16 protein-coding genes and 1 riboswitch are annotated in these 16,702 nt (G+C 71.2%); of the genes, 7 read left to right on the forward strand and 9 right to left on the reverse strand.

Annotated features, from left to right (window positions below):
* Positions 1-110 precede the first annotated feature (110 nt).
* The 3 genes from ABZU32_RS33220 to ABZU32_RS33230 all read left to right on the forward strand — a co-directional run bounded on the left by ABZU32_RS33220 (position 111) and on the right by ABZU32_RS33230 (position 3,361).
* Positions 111-2,159, forward strand: coding sequence for an AAA family ATPase (locus ABZU32_RS33220; protein WP_354928547.1), 2,049 nt, complete (start codon positions 111-113; stop codon positions 2,157-2,159).
* A gap of 26 nt (positions 2,160-2,185) precedes the next feature.
* The gene (locus tag ABZU32_RS33225) at positions 2,186-2,620 is read left to right on the forward strand and encodes a GNAT family N-acetyltransferase (protein ID WP_354928550.1); all 435 of its coding nucleotides are present in this window, start codon (positions 2,186-2,188) and stop codon (positions 2,618-2,620) included.
* Between the two features lie 102 nt (positions 2,621-2,722).
* A complete protein-coding gene (locus tag ABZU32_RS33230; RefSeq protein WP_354845379.1) occupies positions 2,723-3,361 on the forward strand; it encodes a TetR/AcrR family transcriptional regulator in 639 nt (212 codons plus the stop codon).
* A gap of 267 nt (positions 3,362-3,628) precedes the next feature.
* Here the strand turns inward: ABZU32_RS33230 and ABZU32_RS33235 are convergent, their stop codons facing one another.
* Positions 3,629-3,973 (reverse strand): hypothetical protein, encoded by a 345-nt coding sequence (locus ABZU32_RS33235; protein ID WP_354928553.1) that lies wholly within the window; start codon positions 3,971-3,973, stop codon positions 3,629-3,631.
* Between the two features lie 159 nt (positions 3,974-4,132).
* The gene (locus ABZU32_RS33240) at positions 4,133-5,746 is read right to left on the reverse strand and encodes an FAD-dependent monooxygenase (RefSeq protein ID WP_354928556.1); all 1,614 of its coding nucleotides are present in this window, start codon (positions 5,744-5,746) and stop codon (positions 4,133-4,135) included.
* 71 nt (positions 5,747-5,817) lie between these two features.
* Between ABZU32_RS33240 and ABZU32_RS33245 the strand changes: the two genes are divergently transcribed.
* Positions 5,818-6,564, forward strand: coding sequence for a helix-turn-helix domain-containing protein (locus ABZU32_RS33245; RefSeq protein WP_354928559.1), 747 nt, complete (start codon positions 5,818-5,820; stop codon positions 6,562-6,564).
* A 100-nt stretch (positions 6,565-6,664) separates the two neighbouring features.
* Here the strand turns inward: ABZU32_RS33245 and groL are convergent, their stop codons facing one another.
* The 5 genes from groL to ABZU32_RS33270 all read right to left on the reverse strand — a co-directional run bounded on the left by groL (position 6,665) and on the right by ABZU32_RS33270 (position 11,824).
* Positions 6,665-8,290, reverse strand: a complete 1,626-nt coding sequence (gene groL / locus ABZU32_RS33250; RefSeq protein ID WP_354928562.1) for a chaperonin GroEL — start codon at positions 8,288-8,290, stop codon at positions 6,665-6,667.
* Positions 8,291-8,685: 395 nt separating this feature from the next.
* On the reverse strand, positions 8,686-8,886 hold the full coding sequence (locus ABZU32_RS33255) for a cold-shock protein (protein ID WP_354845365.1): 201 nt from the start codon (positions 8,884-8,886) through the stop codon (positions 8,686-8,688).
* Positions 8,887-9,279: 393 nt separating this feature from the next.
* Positions 9,280-9,555, reverse strand: coding sequence for a MoaD/ThiS family protein (locus tag ABZU32_RS33260; RefSeq protein ID WP_354928565.1), 276 nt, complete (start codon positions 9,553-9,555; stop codon positions 9,280-9,282).
* A 13-nt stretch (positions 9,556-9,568) separates the two neighbouring features.
* Positions 9,569-10,861 (reverse strand): threonine synthase, encoded by a 1,293-nt coding sequence (thrC, locus tag ABZU32_RS33265; protein WP_354928611.1) that lies wholly within the window; start codon positions 10,859-10,861, stop codon positions 9,569-9,571.
* Between the two features lie 14 nt (positions 10,862-10,875).
* Positions 10,876-11,042, reverse strand: a riboswitch (SAM riboswitch).
* A gap of 215 nt (positions 11,043-11,257) precedes the next feature.
* On the reverse strand, positions 11,258-11,824 hold the full coding sequence (locus ABZU32_RS33270) for a sigma-70 family RNA polymerase sigma factor (RefSeq protein WP_354845357.1): 567 nt from the start codon (positions 11,822-11,824) through the stop codon (positions 11,258-11,260).
* 165 nt (positions 11,825-11,989) lie between these two features.
* Here ABZU32_RS33270 and ABZU32_RS33275 point away from each other — a divergent pair, with 165 nt between their 5' ends.
* Positions 11,990-13,417 (forward strand): trehalose-6-phosphate synthase, encoded by a 1,428-nt coding sequence (locus ABZU32_RS33275; RefSeq protein ID WP_354845354.1) that lies wholly within the window; start codon positions 11,990-11,992, stop codon positions 13,415-13,417.
* A gap of 86 nt (positions 13,418-13,503) precedes the next feature.
* Here ABZU32_RS33275 and otsB read toward each other — a convergent pair whose 3' ends face one another.
* On the reverse strand, positions 13,504-14,343 hold the full coding sequence (gene otsB / locus ABZU32_RS33280) for a trehalose-phosphatase (protein ID WP_354928571.1): 840 nt from the start codon (positions 14,341-14,343) through the stop codon (positions 13,504-13,506).
* A 22-nt stretch (positions 14,344-14,365) separates the two neighbouring features.
* Entirely contained in the window at positions 14,366-14,680 is a 315-nt protein-coding gene (locus tag ABZU32_RS33285; RefSeq protein ID WP_354845348.1) for a DUF3263 domain-containing protein, read from the reverse strand.
* 348 nt (positions 14,681-15,028) lie between these two features.
* Here ABZU32_RS33285 and ABZU32_RS33290 point away from each other — a divergent pair, with 348 nt between their 5' ends.
* Together ABZU32_RS33290 and ABZU32_RS33295 are read left to right on the forward strand one after the other, a co-directional pair.
* On the forward strand, positions 15,029-15,841 hold the full coding sequence (locus ABZU32_RS33290) for an SAM-dependent chlorinase/fluorinase (RefSeq protein WP_354928574.1): 813 nt from the start codon (positions 15,029-15,031) through the stop codon (positions 15,839-15,841).
* Positions 15,842-16,062: 221 nt separating this feature from the next.
* Entirely contained in the window at positions 16,063-16,467 is a 405-nt protein-coding gene (locus tag ABZU32_RS33295) for a hypothetical protein (protein ID WP_354928577.1), read from the forward strand.
* The last annotated feature ends 235 nt before the right edge of the window (positions 16,468-16,702 follow it).

Genomic DNA, 16,702 nt, shown 5'->3' on the forward strand with positions numbered 1-16,702 from the left:
CCGTCGCTCCGGCGCGGCCGATGAGCACGCACCCCGAGCGGCGTAAGCATATAAGCTTGTGGGTTCGCTGCCTTTGTCAACCACCTCCGTCCCTCAAGGAGCGCTTCGGCATGCCCGGACACCAATTGGCCCCCGACATATCCGGCGACGACTCCACCAGCCACCCAGACGATCCCGCCGGCGTGCTGCGGGCGGAACGCGACCACCTGACCGCCTCCCGCGCCGCGCTGCGCGCCATGCGCGAACACGCCCAGTCGCTGTCCGCCGACGCCGCCGGCGACTGGGTCTCCCAGCAGGTGCTGCAGGGCCTGCTGGACCAGCGGGTCGCCGCCCTGGCCGACCACCCCGACACCCCGCTGTTCTTCGGCCGCCTCGACCGGGCCGGCGACGACGACCTGCCCCTGACCATCCACGTCGGCCGCCGCCACGTGCACGACGACCACAGCCGGCCCCTGGTGATCGACTGGCGTGCGCCGGTCTCCCGCGCCTTCTACCAGGCGCGCCCGTCCGACCCGATGGGCGTGCTGCGCCGCAGGCGGTTCGGCTTCCACGGCGGCGAGCTGACCGCCTACGAGGACGAGCCCCTCGACCAGGGCGCCACGCTCCAGGAGTCGCGCATCCTCACCGAGGAGATCGAGCGGCCGCGCACCGGCCCCATGCGCGACATCGTCGCCACGATCCAGCCCGACCAGGACGAGATCGTCCGCGCCGAGGTCACCCAGACCGTCTGCGTGCAGGGCGCGCCCGGCACCGGGAAGACCGCCGTCGGCCTGCACCGCGCGGCCTACCTGCTGTTCACCCACCGCGAGAAGCTCGCACGGTCCGGCGTGATGATCATCGGCCCGAACCGCGCCTTCCTCTCCTACATCTCCTCCGTCCTGCCCGCCCTCGGCGAGGTGAAGGTCGACCAGACCACCGTCGCCGGCATCCTCGGCGACCACGCCGCTCCCGAGGCGCCGGCCGTCGCGGCGCTCAAGGGCGACGCCCGCATGGCGCCGGTGCTCCGCCGGGCGTTGTGGCTGCACATCAGCAAGCCCGAGGAGGGCCTGCTGATCACCCGGGGCGTCAACCGCTTCCGCGTCCCCGACCACGAGGTGCGCGAGATCGTCGCCTCGCTGCGCGGCACCACCCGGTACGGCCCGGGGCGCGCCGCCCTGGCCCAGCGGCTCGCGCACGCGGTGCTGGTGCGCATGGAACAGCGCGGAGAGTCCCCCGACGACCGGGTGCAGGACGCCGTGGCCAGGTCCAAGCCCGTCAAGCAGCTCATCGACCAGATCTGGCCCCGGGTGACGCCCCAGCAGGTGCTGTTCCGGCTGCTCTCCGACGGCGACTTCCTCGCCGCCGCCGCGAAGTCCGATCTGACGCCGGAGGAGTGCCAGAGGCTGCTCTGGGCCAAGCCCGCCCGGTCGTGGAAGTCCGCCCGATGGTCCGCCGCCGACGCCGCCCTGCTGGACGAGCTGGCCGACCTCATCGAGCGCACCCCCACCCTCGGGCACGTGGTCGTGGACGAGGCGCAGGACCTGTCGGCCATGCAACTGCGCGCGCTCGGCCGCCGCTGCCGCACCGGCTCGGCGACCGTCCTCGGCGACCTCGCCCAGGGCACCACCCCGTGGTCGGCCCGGTCCTGGGAGGAGGTGCTCGGCCACCTCGGCTTCACCGAAGGCGCGGTGACCGAGCTGACCCTCGGCTTCCGCGTCCCCCGCGAGGTGCTCGACTTCGCCGCCCGCCTGCTCCCCTCGGCCGCCCCCACGCTCGCCGCCCCGAGGTCGCTGCGCCCCGGCGCCGGGTCGCTGTCCCTGCGCCGCACCGCCGACCTGGACGCCGGCCTGGCCGCGGCCGCCCGCGAGGCCGCCGAGCGCGAGGGCTCCATCGGCGTGATCGCCGCCGACGCCGCGACCGATGCCGTGGCCGCCGTCCTGGCCGCCGCGGGCCTTCCGCACGACCTGCTCGGCCCGGACGGGGTCCCCGAGCAGCGCGTCTCGGTGATCCCGGCCTCGCTCGCCAAGGGCCTGGAGTACGACCACGTCATCGTCGTCGAGCCCGCCGACATCGCCGAAGCCGAAGACCGCGGCCTCGCCCGCCTCTACGTCGTCCTCACCCGGGCCGTCACCTCCCTCACCGTCCTGCACACCCGCGACCTGCCCGCCGAACTCACATAATCCCGACGCCGATTAGTGTGGCCCTCGTGACGGACGCGACTAACGGGGCTCCGACGGTACGGACCGGGACGGCGCAGGACCTGGAGGCGGTGCTGGCGTTCTGGTCCCACGCCGCCGAGGGCACCGACCGGCGTGACAGCGAGCCGGCCCTGCGGCGGCTGATCGAGCGCGACCCCGAGGCCCTGCTGATCGCGGAGCTGGACGGGCGCATGGTGGGCACGGTGATCGCGGGATGGGACGGATGGCGCTGCCACCTGTACCGGCTGGCCGTCGATCCCGCCCACCGCCGCAGAGGCATCGCCCGCTTCCTGCTGGACACCGCCGAGAAGCGCTTCGCCGAGCACGGCGGGATGCGGGTCGACGCGATGGTCCTGGACGACAACACGCTCGCCCACCACGCCTGGACCGCGGCCGGCTACGTCCGCCAGCCGCAGTGGGGCCGCTGGGTCAAGCCACTGTGATCCCGCCGCGGTCACCCCTGGTGACCCGGCCGCACGCCCCGGCGAACGTGGGGCGGCCCCATAGGTGGTGCCGCCCCATTTTCCGTGCCTAGGATCGGGCGCATGGAAGAACGGCTCGGCCTGCGCGAACGCAAGAAGCGCGAGACGCGGCAGCGCATCGCCGACATCGCCATGGGCCTGTTCATGATGCGCGGGTTCGACAACGTGACCGTGGCCGAGGTGGCCCGGGTGGCCGACGTCTCCGTCAACACGGTGTTCAACTACTTCAGGACCAAGGAAGACCTCTTCCTCGACCGCCAGGACGCCTTCGTCGAGCAGCCCAGCCGCATCGTCCGCGAGCGGCGCCCCGGCGAGTCGGTGATCGAGGCGCTGCGCCGCGACTACCTCCAGGCGCTCGACGAGGGCGACTGGCGCTCCGGGCTGAACGAGGGGGCCGAGGTCGTCACCCGCATGATCGACCAGAGCCCCTCGTTGCTGGCCCGCATGCGCGAGCTGTCCGAACGCCGGGAGGAGCGCCTGGCCGAGACCCTGGCGGAGGTGACCGGCGCCGCCGAGGACGACGTCATGCCGGTGCTGGCCGCCGCCCAGATCTGCGCGGTCACGCGGCGGCTGGCGGCGGACGGCGTGCGCCGCAAGGCGGCGGGGGAAGGCCACGAGCAGGTCGTCGCCGGCGTCCGCGCCCAGGCCCTGCTCGCCTTCGACCTGCTGGAGAAGGGCCTCGGCCGCTACGGCGCCGGCTGAGCCTCGCGGCTCACCGGCGCCGCCGTTCCGCGTCCCCCGGTTCGCGTACTCCGTCCCCCGGTTCACGTACCCCTTTCCCCGTGCCCCGGTTCCGTACCCCGTTCCCCGTGCCCCGGTTCCGTACCCCGTTCCCCGTTCCCCCGATTCCGTGCCCGTTCCCCTCGGTGCGTGTTCCCCGTCCTCGCCGGATTCGCGTGCCCGGTTCCGCTCCCCGGTTCCCTTCCTCGCCCCGTGCGGCTTCCCCGTGTCCCCGTGAGTGCCGGGCGGTCAGCTGGTGCAGGTGGCCAGCGCGGTCAGGCCGCTCCACACCGCGGAGCCGTTCTGCGCGGTGATGGTGAGGATGTGGCGGTGGAAGGGGTCGGAGGAGGTGTCCAGCGAGGTGCCGGTCACGGTGACCCCGGCCTTGGGGGTGAAGGCGACGGTGCCGAGGAGCATGGTCGGCGCGTAGGACGGGCAGACCAGGAGCATCGACGTGGTGGCGCCGGGGGCGATCGAGGCGTAGTTGGCGATCTTCGCGGTGGTGGCGGCGAAGGCGGGGCCGGTGACGGCCAGCAGCCCTCCGGCCAGAGCGGTGGCGGCGGCGACGGCGCGGAGGCTGTGACGGATCTTCATGACGTTCTCCTTGGATCGGTGGTGTCCCTGGACGCGTGCCCGCCGCTCTTCCGGCCGGTCGCCGCGTCCCGATGAACCAAGAGTGTCCGGGCAGGCTGGGAGGCCGCTTAAGGTCGCCTTGGCCGTATCCCGCCAGGTCGCCGCCGCGCTGGGAATCGGCTAACGCCGCTGGTCGCCGGCGTCCGCGGCCGGTGCGCCGAGCCAGGTGGCCAGGGCCTTCTCCAGCGCGCCGCGGTCGTCCCGGTCCTGCTCGCCGGCCCAGGCGACGATCCCGTCGGGCCGCAGGAACAGCCCGGTGAGCTCGGGACGCTCGTCCGCGCCCGCGGCGAGCACGGTCATCCGGTCGCGGTGGCCCTCGGCCAGGTCGCACAGCTCGCCCTTGGGGTCCAGCAGCAGCGCCTTGCCGTCGTGCAGGTGGTCGGCCAGCCGCGATCCGTCGGACAGTTCCAGGTCGGGGGCACTGGCGCCGACCAGCGCGTGGTCGCCCGGCAGGTCGTACCGCTGCCAGACGCCGGAGATCTTCTTGGCGAAGTAGGTGGTGCCGGTGACGGTCTCGACCAGGTCGTTCACGACGCTCCGCAGGGCCCTGGCGCGGGGATCGGGGCGCATCAGCGCGACCTGGGCGCGGGTCCAGTCCAGCACCCAGGCCCCGATCGGGTGCCGTTCCGCGGTGTAGGTGTCGAGCAGGTCGTGCGGCGCCCAGCCGCGCACGGTCGCGGCGAGCTTCCAGCCCAGGTTCACCGCGTCGCCGAGACCGAGGTTCAGCCCTTGGCCGCCGAACGGAGAATGCACGTGCGCGGCGTCGCCGGCGAGCAGCACCCGGCCCAGCCGGTAGGTGGAGGCCTGGCGCGCGTTGTCGGTGAAGCGGGTGGCGGTCTTGATCGCGGTCACGGTCACCTCGATGCCGGTGACGTGCCGGATCGCCTCCTGCAGTTCCTCGCGGGTGACGGGGGTGTCGCGGTCGGCGCGTGGACCGGTGAACTGGACGGTGAGGATGCGTCCCGGGACGGGACCATGCGCGTACACGCCGGTCGGGGTGGCGTGCCAGCCGACGCCCAGGGCCTCGGCGCCCTCCATCTCGCCGAGGACCTGGTAGGCGGTGATCTCGGGGTCGGTACCGGGGAAGTCGAAGCCGGCGAGCTTCCTGACGACGCTCCGCCCCCCGTCGCAGCCGACCAGCCAGCGGGCCCGCACCCGGCCCGCGCTCGTCGAGACGGTGACGCCCTCGTCGTCGGCCGACAGATCGGTCAGCTCGACGCCCCGCCGCACCTGGACGCCCAGCCGCGCGGCGTGCTCGCCGAGGATGCCCTCGATCTGCTGCTGGTTGACCAGGCCGATGTCCCCGGCCGGGCCGTGACCGGCGAGGTCGGGGTCGGCGTCGTCGAGCCGGGCCGCGTCCAGCATGATGCCGGCGAAGTGCCCGGCGAACTTCGGCGGCGTCCGCGGCGCCCGCGGGGGCGGTGCCTCCTCGGAGGCGCCGGCCGTTGCCGCCCGTCCGTCCCCGGCGTCCTCGCGATGGGCGGCCTGCTGCCGCATGAAGGCGGCGAAATGCTCAAGGTTGCGCTCCTGGGCCTCGCGGAGCGCCGGGAGCATGCCGCGCCGGTACAGCGCCTCGACGCTCGGCAGGTTGAGCGCTCCGGCCTTGATCGTGGGGTCCACCTCCGTGAGCCGCTCGACCACCATGGCCGAGACGCCCCCGAGCGCGAGCTCGCAGGCCAGCATCAGCCCCACCGGACCGCCCCCGGCCACCACCACGTCCACGTCGTACGACATGCCGCCTCCACTTCGGTTCCTTGGCTAAAAACTTACTGTAGCAGTAGTTTTTAGCCACTATATTGGACGGCGTGGACACCGACCTCGGGCTTCGTGAACGCAAGAAGCGGCAGACCCGGCAGCTGATCTCGGACGTGGCCTCCGGCCTGTTCCTCATGCGCGGGTTCGACAACGTCACGGTGGCCGAGGTGGCGGAGGCGGCGAACGTCTCGGCCAAGACCGTGTTCAACTACTTCCCGCGCAAGGAGGACCTGTTCCTCGACCGGGTCCCCGAGGTGGTCGAGCTGGTCACCCGGGCGGTCCGCGACCGGCCAGAGGGCCGCCCGCCACTGGCGGCGCTGCGCCGTCTGATCTTCGAGCTGCTGCGGAGCGGTCATGCCCTGTCGGGCATCAGGGAAGGCCAGCAGGCCTTCTGGCAGGTCATCCTGGACTCCCCGGCGCTGCGGGCCAGGGTGCGGGAGGCCCTGGAGGACCTGGAGGCGCTGATCGCCGCCCTGCTGGCGGAGGCGACCGGCGCCGGCCCCGGCGACGCCGACGCCGGCCCTGGCGACGCCGATGCCGGCCCTGGCGACGTCGAGGCCGGGTCCCGTGACGTCCACGGCGGCGCCGGCTCAGGGAACGTCGGTGGCGGCCCCGGCTCAGGGGACGTCGATGCCGAGCTGGCCGCCGCGCTCTTCCTGGCCGCCTACCGCACGGTGTACATCGCGAGCGCGCGGCGGATGATGGCCGGGGAGCGCGCGGCCGAGGTCATGCCCGACCACCTGGCCCTGCTGGAGCGGGCCTTCGACGCCGTCGAACGGGCCTGCCCCGGCTTCTGAGGGGAGCCCGCGCCGAGAGGGCGCGCCTGCTCGGACGCCGAAAGGGCCGCCCCCGGACGAATCCGGGAGCGGCCCTTTCGATGTGGCGTGAGCCGGAGGCTCAGAAGTCCATGTCGCCGCCGCCGGGCATGGCGGGAGCGGCAGGGGTCTTCTCGGGCTTCTCGGCGATGACGGCCTCGGTGGTGAGGAAGAGCGCCGCGATGGAGGCGGCGTTCTGCAGCGCCGAACGGGTGACCTTGGCCGGGTCGATGATGCCGGCCTCGAGCATGTTGACGTACTCGCCGGTCGCGGCGTTGAGGCCGACGCCCGTCTCGAGGTTGCGCACACGCTCGACCACGACGCCGCCCTCAAGGCCGGCGTTGACGGCGATCTGCTTCAGCGGCTCCTCGAGCGCCTTGCGGACGATCGCGGCGCCGGTGGCCTCGTCGTTGAACAGCTCGAGCTTGTCGAAGGCCTTGGCGCCCGCCTGGAGCAGGGCCACGCCACCGCCGGGCACGATGCCCTCCTCGACGGCCGCCTTGGCGTTGCGCACGGCGTCCTCGATGCGGTGCTTGCGCTCCTTGAGCTCGACCTCGGTCGCCGCGCCGGCCTTGATGACGGCGACGCCGCCGGCCAGCTTGGCCAGACGCTCCTGGAGCTTCTCGCGGTCGTAGTCGGAGTCGGTGTTCTCGATCTCGGCGCGGATCTGGTTGACCCGGCCGGCGATCTGCTCGGGGTCGCCCGCACCGTCGACGATGGTGGTCTCGTCCTTGGTGATGATGACCTGGCGCGCGCGGCCGAGCAGGTCGAGGGTGGCGGTCTCGAGCTTGAGGCCCACGTCCTCGCTGATCGGCTGGCCACCGGTGAGGATGGCGATGTCGCCGAGCATGGCCTTGCGGCGGTCACCGAAGCCGGGGGCCTTGACGGCCACGGACTTGAACAGGCCGCGGATCTTGTTGACGACCAGGGTGGCCAGGGCCTCGCCCTCGACGTCCTCAGCGATGATCACCAGCGGCTTGCCGGCCTGCACGACCTTGTCGAGCAGCGGGAGGAGGTCCTTGTTGGCCGACACCTTGGAGTTGACGATCAGGAGGTAGGGGTCGTCGAGGACCGCCTCCATGCGCTCCGGGTCGGTCACGAAGTAACCGGAGATGTAGCCCTTGTCGAAGCGCATGCCCTCGGTGAGCTCGAGCTCCAGGCCGAAGGCGTTGCTCTCCTCGACGGTGATGACGCCTTCTTTGCCGACCTTGTCCATGGCCTCGGCGATCATCTCGCCGATCTGGGTGTCGCCGGCGGAGATGGAGGCGGTGGAGGCGATCTGCTCCTTGGTCTCCACATCCTTGGCGATCTTGGAGAGCTCCTCGCTGACGCGCTCGACGGCGGCCTCGATGCCCTTCTTCAGGGACATCGGGTTGGCGCCGGCGGCGACGTTGCGCAGGCCCTCGCGTACCAGCGCCTGGGCGAGCACGGTGGCGGTGGTGGTGCCGTCACCCGCGACGTCGTCGGTCTTCTTCGCGACCTCCTTGACGAGCTCGGCCCCGATCTTCTCCCACGGGTCCTCGAGCTCGATCTCCTTGGCGATGGAGACACCGTCGTTGGTGATGGTGGGAGCGCCCCACTTCTTCTCCAGCACGACGTTGCGGCCCTTGGGACCCAAGGTCACCTTGACGGCATCGGCGAGCTGGTTCATACCGCGCTCGAGACCGCGCCGGGCGTCCTCGTTAAACGCGATCATCTTGGCTGCCATACGGCTAGACCTCCCAGATACAGGGTGGCTTGCAGCGGATCGAGCCGACGCCCGCGACGGCATGAAACCCGCGCCTCCACGGCACCTGTCGCCGTGGATCGCCAGGCCCCATCGCCTCGATCCAGGTTTGTCACTCTCGACAGGAGAGTGCCAACGAACTGTTTAGCACTCTACCCGGTCGAGTGCAAGCGACAACCCCTATGACCTGGGCGGCACAAGGATTTCTCCGACCGTATGCCGAATATTGGGCCCGCCTCCACAGGGTAGGCGGTACGACCCCGCAGGCTGACATGAAGGAAGGCCCGGCCCGTCTTGGTGCATGACAGACCGAACCTTCCAGCTACTGACGGGGAGAGACTAGTGGATCTTCGTCTGGCCGGGCGACGCCGGCCACGTCACACAGTGCGAACGGACTCCGCCTGCGGGCCCTTCTGCCCCTGCGTGATCTCGAACTCCACCCGCTGACCCTGCTCTAGGGACCGGTATCCCTCGGACAGGATCGCTGAGTAGTGGACAAACACGTCCTTACCACCGTCTACCGCGATGAAGCCGTAGCCCTTGTCCGCGTTAAACCATTTGACGGTGCCCTGCGCCACTTTCCGACTCCTCTTGCTGGGCTCCGGACCCCGCCCACTCCTCCGCGAGGTCCGTGACCTTCGGAGCCGAGACGCATGCGAACTCCTCGGCTACGTCGATCGTTCTCGACCATACCTGTGGCAAGGGTTGAAGCAACAGAGTCAATCGGGAAACTACTACTTGACGTTCGCTCTCAGCGGCACTCGGCTATTTCCCGCTCGCGTTTAGTTAGTTGACAATTACACTAACGGAGGGCTCGGTAATCACTTCTATTATGATAGTCGTCCCGCTACCGGGCCCCCCTTGCGGACATGGCGACGCCCATGCGTCCAGCTAGGACGCATGGGCGTGATGTGACTGATGGGGCCGGTGAGACTTGAGCACGCCTCACAAAGGCCAGAAGGGCGCGGAGGTCAGCCCCCGGCGACGGCGGGGATCACCGAGATGTTGGTTCCTTCGGGGGTTGCGGTGTCGAGACCGTCGACGAATCGGACGTCCTCTTCTCCGACATACACGTTGACAAAACGGCGGATCTTGCCCGTTTCGTCCAGAATACGGGCCCCGATTCCCGGGAAGTCGGCGTCGAGCTTCTGGAGCACCTCGCGCAGGGTCGCCCCGTCACTGCTCACCTCCGACGCGCCGTCGGTGTAGGTGCGAAGAATCGTCGGAATCCGCACAGAAACGCTCATTTATCGGGCCCTTTCAGGAGTGGTCGGCGACAGCCGTACGAAATGCGTCGAGCGAAGGACGGATGACCGCGGTGGGCCTCGCCTCGGCGGAGACCGCGTCGAGCGTCTTGAGGCCGTCCCCGGTGTTGAGCACCACCGTCTCGGCCTCCGGGTCGAGCAGGCCGTTGGAGACGAGTTTGCGCAGCACGCCGACGGTCACGCCGCCGGCGGTCTCGGCGAAGATGCCCTCGGTGCGCGCCAGCAGCCGGATGGCGTCCACCACCTCGGCGTCGGTGACGTCCTCCACCGCGCCGCCGCTGCGACGGGCGATGTCGAGCACGTACGGGCCGTCGGCCGGGTTGCCGATGGCGAGCGACTTGGCGATGGTGTCGGGCTTGACGGGACGCACGATGTCGTGGCCCGCCTTGAAGGCCGCCGACACCGGCGAACAGCCCTCGGCCTGCGCGCCGAAGACCTTGTATGGGCGGTCCTCGACCAGGCCGAGCTTGATCAGCTCCCGGAACCCCTTGTCGATCTTGGTGAGCTGGGAGCCGGAGGCCACCGGGATGACGATCTGCTCGGGCAGGCGCCAGCCGAGCTGCTCGGCGATCTCGAAGGCCAGCGTCCTGGACCCCTCGGCGTAGTACGGCCGGAGGTTCACGTTGACGAAGCCCCACTTGTCGCCCAGCGGGTCGCCGATGAGCTCGGAGCAGAACCGGTTGACGTCGTCGTAGGTGCCCTCGATGCCGACCAGCCGGCCGCCGTACACCGAGGCCATGACGATCTTGGCCTCTTCGAGGTCGGACGGGATGAACACGCAGGCGTCCAGCCCCGCGCGCGCCGCCGCGGCCGTCACCGCGCCCGCGAGGTTGCCCGTGGAGGAGCACGACAGGGTGTGGAAGCCGAAGTTGCGCGCGGCCTCCAGCGCGATGGCGACGACCCGGTCCTTGAACGAGTGGGTCGGGTTGCCGGAGTCGTCCTTGACATGCAGGCTGCGCAGGCCCAGTTCGCGAGCCAGGTTGTCGGCCTTGACCAGCTTGGTCCAGCCGGGCGCCAGGTTGGGCCGGGAGGCGACGTCGGCGGGAACCGGCAGCAGCCCGCGGTAGCGCCAGATGTTACTCGGACCCGAGGCGATCTGCTCACGGGTCACCGCCGTCCCGGTCTCGCCGGGAGAGCTCCAGGTGTAGGCCACTTCGAGTGGCCCGAAACACTCGGCACAGGCGAAGATCGGTCCCAGGTCGAACCTGGTGCCGCATTCGCGGCACGAAAGAGCGACGGCGGGGCCGAAGTCGAGCGTGGTCGTTGTCTCAGCTGTTGCGAGCGCCATGAAGCGAGGCCTTTCCCTCATCTTCGCCCGGACCACCTTGGTCACAGGCCGGAATTGGCACCTGTCCCGGCCGGTCTCACTGGTCTTTGAGTGCCGCGTCGTTCGGCAGACGCGGATGACCACAGCCGGGAGGGTTGCCGGGGCTTCGCAGGGCCGGTCCCTCCACCCCTCTGGATGAGCAATATGAAGTTGTGATCCCGCTTGTATCACAAGCAGGCCTTAAGAACTGTACCTCGCCCACCGGCGCGGACGGCCGTCCGTCTCATTCTCCGAGACGTGAGAGCACGATGGAAGAAACCGAAGCCGCAGGTGAGCACGTTGCAAGAAGCGTGGCGAGAAGCTCCGTCCCGGAACAGAGCAGGCAGGCAGAGGGCGCGTGACGCACCGCGCGGGCCGCTAGGCGAAGGGCCGGCCGTAGGCGTCGCCGAGCGCCGCCTGGACGTACTTGCGCGCCTGGTGGATGCGCGACTTGGCCGTGCCCAGCGGGATGCCGAGCTGCTCGGCGACCTCGTTGTAGTCGAGCTGGCAGATGTCGCGCAGCACCAGGGCCTGGGCCAGCTCGGGCTTGTCGGCCTCCAGGGACTCCATCGCGTCGAGCAGGTCGAGCCGCGACCCGGCGATGACGCTGACCCTGCGCGGGTCGGCCCGCAGCTCGGGCAGTTCATCGGCCGTCTGCTCGGCCGCACGGCGCTTGAGGGTGCGGTAGGTCGTGCGGGCGCAGTTGGTCGTCACGATGTGCAGCCAGGTGGAGAAGCGGGCCCGCCCCTCGAACCGCCCGATGTTGCGCGCCACGGCCAGCAGGGTGTCCTGGCAGGCCTCCTCGGCGTCCTGGTGGTACGGCAGCAGCCGCGAGCAGTGGCGCAGCACGTCGGCCTCGATGCGGCGCAGGAGCTCGCCCAGCGAACGGTGGTCGCCCGCGGCGGCCGCGCGGGCCAGATCCTCGGTCGTCTCGTCAAGCGCCATGCCCCGAGCTCCTCTCGACCGCCTGCGGCCAGCCCTGACCTGACCGCCAACCCATCTTATTGGGAGCGTTAAATTCAATTAATCTGCGGCCAGGTGCGCGTCACAGCGGAGATGAACCGGCGAGGGACGACCGCCGCAGGGCGGACGAGGAGTGGTGATGGGCGGATGAACACAGTTCTGCTGGCCTCCAACAGGGGGCCCGTGTCGTTCACGCTCGCCGATGACGGCACGCTGACGATGCGCCGCGGTGGGGGCGGCATGGTCTCCGGCCTGTCCGAGGTGGCCAAGGACGCCGAGGTGCTGTGGGTGTGCGCGGCGCTGTCCGACGGCGACCGCAGCGCCGTGCGGCTGGCGTCGGGCGGGCGCCTGGACCAGGCCGGCTACGACACCGGCCCGGTGCGCATGCTGGACATACCGCCCGCGACGTTCCACCGGGCCTACAACGCGGTGGCCAACTCCACGTTGTGGTTCGTCAACCACCTGCTGTACGACACGCCCAACTCGCCGCAGTTCGACATGCGCTTCCGCCGGGAGTGGGAGTCCTACCAGGACTACAACGCCGCGTTCGCACTGGCGCTGGCCGAGGAGGCCGCGCACGGAGCCCGGGCGATGATCCAGGACTACCACCTGACGCTCGCTCCGGCGATGCTGCGGGTGGAGCGCCCTGACCTGCGCATCTCCCACTTCTCGCACACCCCGTGGGCGCCGCCGGAGTACTTCTCGCTGCTGCCCGACGACATCGCGGCCGAGCTGCTGACCGGCATCCTCGGCGCCGACCAGGCCGGCTTCCTGACCGCGCGCTGGGCCTCGGCGTTCATGGACTGCTGCGAGACCCTGCTCGGCGCCCAGGTCGACCGCGTCCAGCGCACGATCACCTACGAGGGACGCACGACCCGCATCGGCGTGCACCCTCTCGGGGTCGACGGTGACGCGCTGTGGGCGCGGGCCCTGGAGCCGGACGTCGAGTCGCACATGCTGGCCCTGCGCGAGCGGGTGGGCGACCGCAAGCTCATCGTGCGCATCGACCGCACCGAGCTGTCCAAGAACATCGTCCGGGGGCTGTCGGCCTACCGGCAGTTCCTCGCCGACCATCCCGAGTGGCACGGCAAGGTCGTGCACCTGGCCTTCGCCTACCCCTCCCGGCACGACCTGCCCGAATACCGCGAGTACACCGCCGCCGTGCAGCGGTGCGCCAAGCAGATCGAGGACGAGTTCGCCGGCGAGGACTGGGACCCGCTGATCCTCAACGTGGACGACGACTACGCCCGCTCGCTCGCCGCCTATCGCCTGGCCGACGTGCTGCTGGTGAACCCCATCCGCGACGGCATGAACCTCGTCGCCAAGGAGGGCCCCATCCTCGCGCCCAACTGCGCGCTGGTGCTGTCCAGGGAGGCCGGGGCCGCCGCCGAGCTGGGCCGGGACGCGCTGATGGTCAATCCCTACGACGTCTCGGGCACGGCCGGCGCCCTGTACGAGGCGCTGATGCTCCCCGAGGAGGAGCGCGCCAAGCGCGGCACCCGCCTGCGCGCGGCGGCCACGGCCCTGCCCCCGCGCCAGTGGTTCGCCGACCAGCTCGCCGCCCTCGACCGCTGATCGCGGCCGTCCGGCGCGGCCGGAGGCGGTCGATCGCGCGCTGACACGGTTTTCGAGCCGTTCGAGTGCTTCACCGCCTACCGGTCTCAGCGGCGGGTCAGGGCGTCGGAGAGCGCCGACAACAGGGCCGCGACGCCCGCCGGGCCATCCACGACCAGGTCGGCGCGTTCGGCGAGCGCGGAGACCTCGGCGGAGGCGCTGCACACCGTCACGCCGGGCAGGCCCGACAGGCGGACGGCCTCGAACGCGGCCAGGTCGCCGAGATCGTCCCCGGCGAACAGCACCGACCGGGCGCCGCGCTCGGCGAGGAACGCCCCGAGGGCGTGCCCCTTGTCCATCCCGGCGGGCCGCAGCTCGAGCACCAGCCGCCCCGGCTCGACCAGCATGCCGGTCTCGGCGGCGAGCCTGGCCAGCGGGTCGCGCAGCGCCCGCAGGCTGCCCTCGGGGTCGGCGGCCCTGCGGGTGTGGACGGCGATCGCCCTGCCCTTGTCCTCCACGGTGATCCCCGGCTCGCTCCCATTCCTGACGGGGTGCCCCAGCGAGGCCAGCAGGCCGGGAAGCTCGGCGCGGACGCGATCGGCGCCGGGCGGCGGCGGGGGGGCGCTCAAGGTGCCGTCCTCCCAGCGCTCCAGGCCGTACTGGCCGAGCACCACGAGCCCGGGCACGTCGGCGAGGCCGGGCCCGCCGGGCACCTCGCCGTAGGCGATGGCCGTGGCGGCGGGGCGGCCGGTCACGAGCACCACCGCCCCGACCAGGCCGCCGAGGCGCACCAGCGCGGCGGCGGCGTGCGGGTCGACGCGGGCGTCGGCGGGATCGGGGACGATCGGCGCGAGCGTGCCGTCGAAGTCCAGCCCGATCACGGCGCCCTGGGGATCGGCCTTGATCGCCGCCAATCCGGCGATGTCCGGCAACACATCATGAGTCACGCGTTCAGCACTACCCCCCGGATCACGGGCGCATGCCCAGACGGCGGGCCGCGCGCTCGCGCTGCCGCGAAGCGCGCAGCCGCCGCAGCCGCTTGACGGTGAGCGGGTCGAACGCCATGGCCTCCGGCCGGTCGACGAGCCGGCCGAGCAGCTGGTAGTAGCGCGTCGCCGAGATGTCGAAGGCGTCGCGGATGGCCTGCTCCTTGGCGCCCGCGTACCGCCACCACTGGCGCTCGAAGGCCAGGAGCTCGCGCTCGCGATCGGTCAGGCCGCCGGGGGTCTCGGGGGTGGAGGGTTCCTCGGGATCGCTGTCACCACGATCTGGTGCGGTGTCCAAGATGTCCTCCTCGGTCGGGTACACGGGAGACGTGGACGGAGGGCCGGGCAGGGCGAGGGAGATGCGTCGTGCACCCGGTCGAGCGCGACCCTGAGCCACGACGCGCGCGTGCGGCCCGTGGCAATCGTAGTCGGGAATTCGCGGCTGTTCATGACAGTTCGGGAGACCCGGACCCGAGCATCGCCGGGGAACGCCGCGCGCGCCCGGCGGGGCCGAGCACCGGTGACCGCCATATCGGGGCGAAAGCCCGCCGCCTCGGGCCGGCCGGGCACGAAGATCGGCAAGGTTGCCGGCGTCTGCGGATGGGCCCCTATGACACCGCGGTCCAACGACGTACAGTCACCAAGTGTGACCTCTGTCATCACGCTTCTCACTGACTACGGCTTGGAAGACGGGTTCGTGGCCTCCTGCCACGGGGTGATCATGGGAATCGCCCCACAGGCACGGATCATCGACGTCTGTCACCTGGTCCCGGCCGGGGACATCCGGCGCGGCGCCGCGATCCTCGCCCAGACGCTGCCATACCTGCCCGCCGGTGTGCACGTCGGCGCCGTGGACCCGGCCACCGCGGGCGCCCGCCGCTCGATCGTCGTCGAGGCGGGGCACCGCGTGTTCATCGGCCCCGACAACGGCCTGCTCTCGTGGGCGCTCATGGCCGCGGGGGGCGCGCGGGTGGCCTACGAGATCTCCAACCGCGACCTGTTCCTCAACAGGTTGTCGCCGGCCTTTCCGGGCAGGGACATCTACGCGCCGGTCGCGGCGCGCCTGTGCACCGGCAGCAAGCCCGCGGACGTCGGCCCCGAGGTCCCGCTCGACCGCCTGCTGTCGCTGCCGGCGCCGACCGCGCGGATCGGAGAGGGGGCGGCCGACGGCGAGGTCCTCTCGCTCGACCGCAACGGCAACGTGCAACTGTCGGTGACCGCCGACGACCTCGCCTCCATCGGCGTCCACGTCGGGGACACCCTGGCGGTCTCCATGGGCAGGCGGCAGATCACGGTGCCGCTGCGCGACACCTTCGCCGCCGTCCCGCCGGGCAGCCTGGTCGCTTTCACCGACTCGGCGGGGCACATCACCTTCGCCGTGCGCTCCGGCGACGCCGCCGAGCGCCTCGGCCTGCCGCCCGGCGCCCATGTGCGGCTGGCGCGGGCGGCCGACATCTGACCGGCCGCGACAGCGGGCGTCCGCGGCTCCCTGCCGGAGATCGCAATCCTTGCCATCCGCTGACCGTTCATCACTCTTATCCGCATTCGGGCGATGGGTACGGTCACACCGGCGCCCAGAGTAGTCACCCGCACGCGGACAGTTCTTGATCAAAGACCTCTGTCTCCCAGGGGACCTGGACCGGGGCGCCGTGACGGGTTTCCTTCGGGAGGAGCAACAAAATGATTCGCCGTCTTCTGATCACCACGGCCTGCGCCGCCGTCGCCATCGTCGTGCCGGCCGCCGCGGCCTGCGCCCACAGCCCCGCCTCCGCCGGCATCCACCGGGGAGACGACACCGACACCGACACCGGGACCGGGACCGGGACCGACGTGGACGCCGCTGACGACACCGCTGACGACACCGACACCGACACGGACACCGGCCTCGGCGTCGGCCTGGGCCTGGGCACCGAGTTGGGCACGCCCGTGGTCGCCAACACCAACGGCAACACCACCACCGACACCAACGCCGACACCAACGTCAGCGCCGCCGCCGACGCGGGGCTGTACGCCCCGAATGCCCACAGCCCCGACACGGCCCTCCGCCCGCCGTCCAAGACCGCCCACCCGGCCAAGACCCGCTGAACCGCCGGCGAGCGGAGCGAGCGCCGGAAAACACGGTTCGGGCGCGCCGGTTCCCTGACCGACGAGGGAGGAAGTGCGAGGAACGAGCGCTTCCGAGTGAGGAGGGAAGGGGACCGGCTCAAAGGCGCCCGAACCCGTGCGAGCGGAGCGAGCGCCGGAAAACACGGTTCGGGCGCGCCGGTTCCCTGACCGACGAGGGAGGAAGTGCGAGGAACGAGCGCTTCCGAGTGAGGAG

Source organism: Sphaerisporangium sp. NPDC005288, assembly GCF_040607475.1.
GTDB classification, from domain to species: Bacteria; Actinomycetota; Actinomycetes; order Streptosporangiales; family Streptosporangiaceae; genus Sphaerisporangium; species Sphaerisporangium rhizosphaerae.

What these genes read in the sequence shown, in the direction of transcription:
- ABZU32_RS33220 (WP_354928547.1), top strand. Translation starts at nt 111, where the DNA reads ATGCCCGGACACCAATTGGCCCCCGACATATCCGGCGACGACTCCACC.
- ABZU32_RS33230 (WP_354845379.1), top strand. Translation starts at nt 2,723, where the DNA reads ATGGAAGAACGGCTCGGCCTGCGCGAACGCAAGAAGCGCGAGACGCGG.
- ABZU32_RS33235 (WP_354928553.1), bottom strand. Translation starts at nt 3,973, where the DNA reads ATGAAGATCCGTCACAGCCTCCGCGCCGTCGCCGCCGCCACCGCTCTG.
- ABZU32_RS33240 (WP_354928556.1), bottom strand. Translation starts at nt 5,746, where the DNA reads ATGTCGTACGACGTGGACGTGGTGGTGGCCGGGGGCGGTCCGGTGGGG.
- groL (WP_354928562.1), bottom strand. Translation starts at nt 8,290, where the DNA reads ATGGCAGCCAAGATGATCGCGTTTAACGAGGACGCCCGGCGCGGTCTC.
- ABZU32_RS33260 (WP_354928565.1), bottom strand. Translation starts at nt 9,555, where the DNA reads ATGAGCGTTTCTGTGCGGATTCCGACGATTCTTCGCACCTACACCGAC.
- thrC (WP_354928611.1), bottom strand. Translation starts at nt 10,861, where the DNA reads ATGGCGCTCGCAACAGCTGAGACAACGACCACGCTCGACTTCGGCCCC.
- ABZU32_RS33270 (WP_354845357.1), bottom strand. Translation starts at nt 11,824, where the DNA reads ATGGCGCTTGACGAGACGACCGAGGATCTGGCCCGCGCGGCCGCCGCG.
- ABZU32_RS33275 (WP_354845354.1), top strand. Translation starts at nt 11,990, where the DNA reads ATGAACACAGTTCTGCTGGCCTCCAACAGGGGGCCCGTGTCGTTCACG.
- ABZU32_RS33295 (WP_354928577.1), top strand. Translation starts at nt 16,063, where the DNA reads ATGATTCGCCGTCTTCTGATCACCACGGCCTGCGCCGCCGTCGCCATC.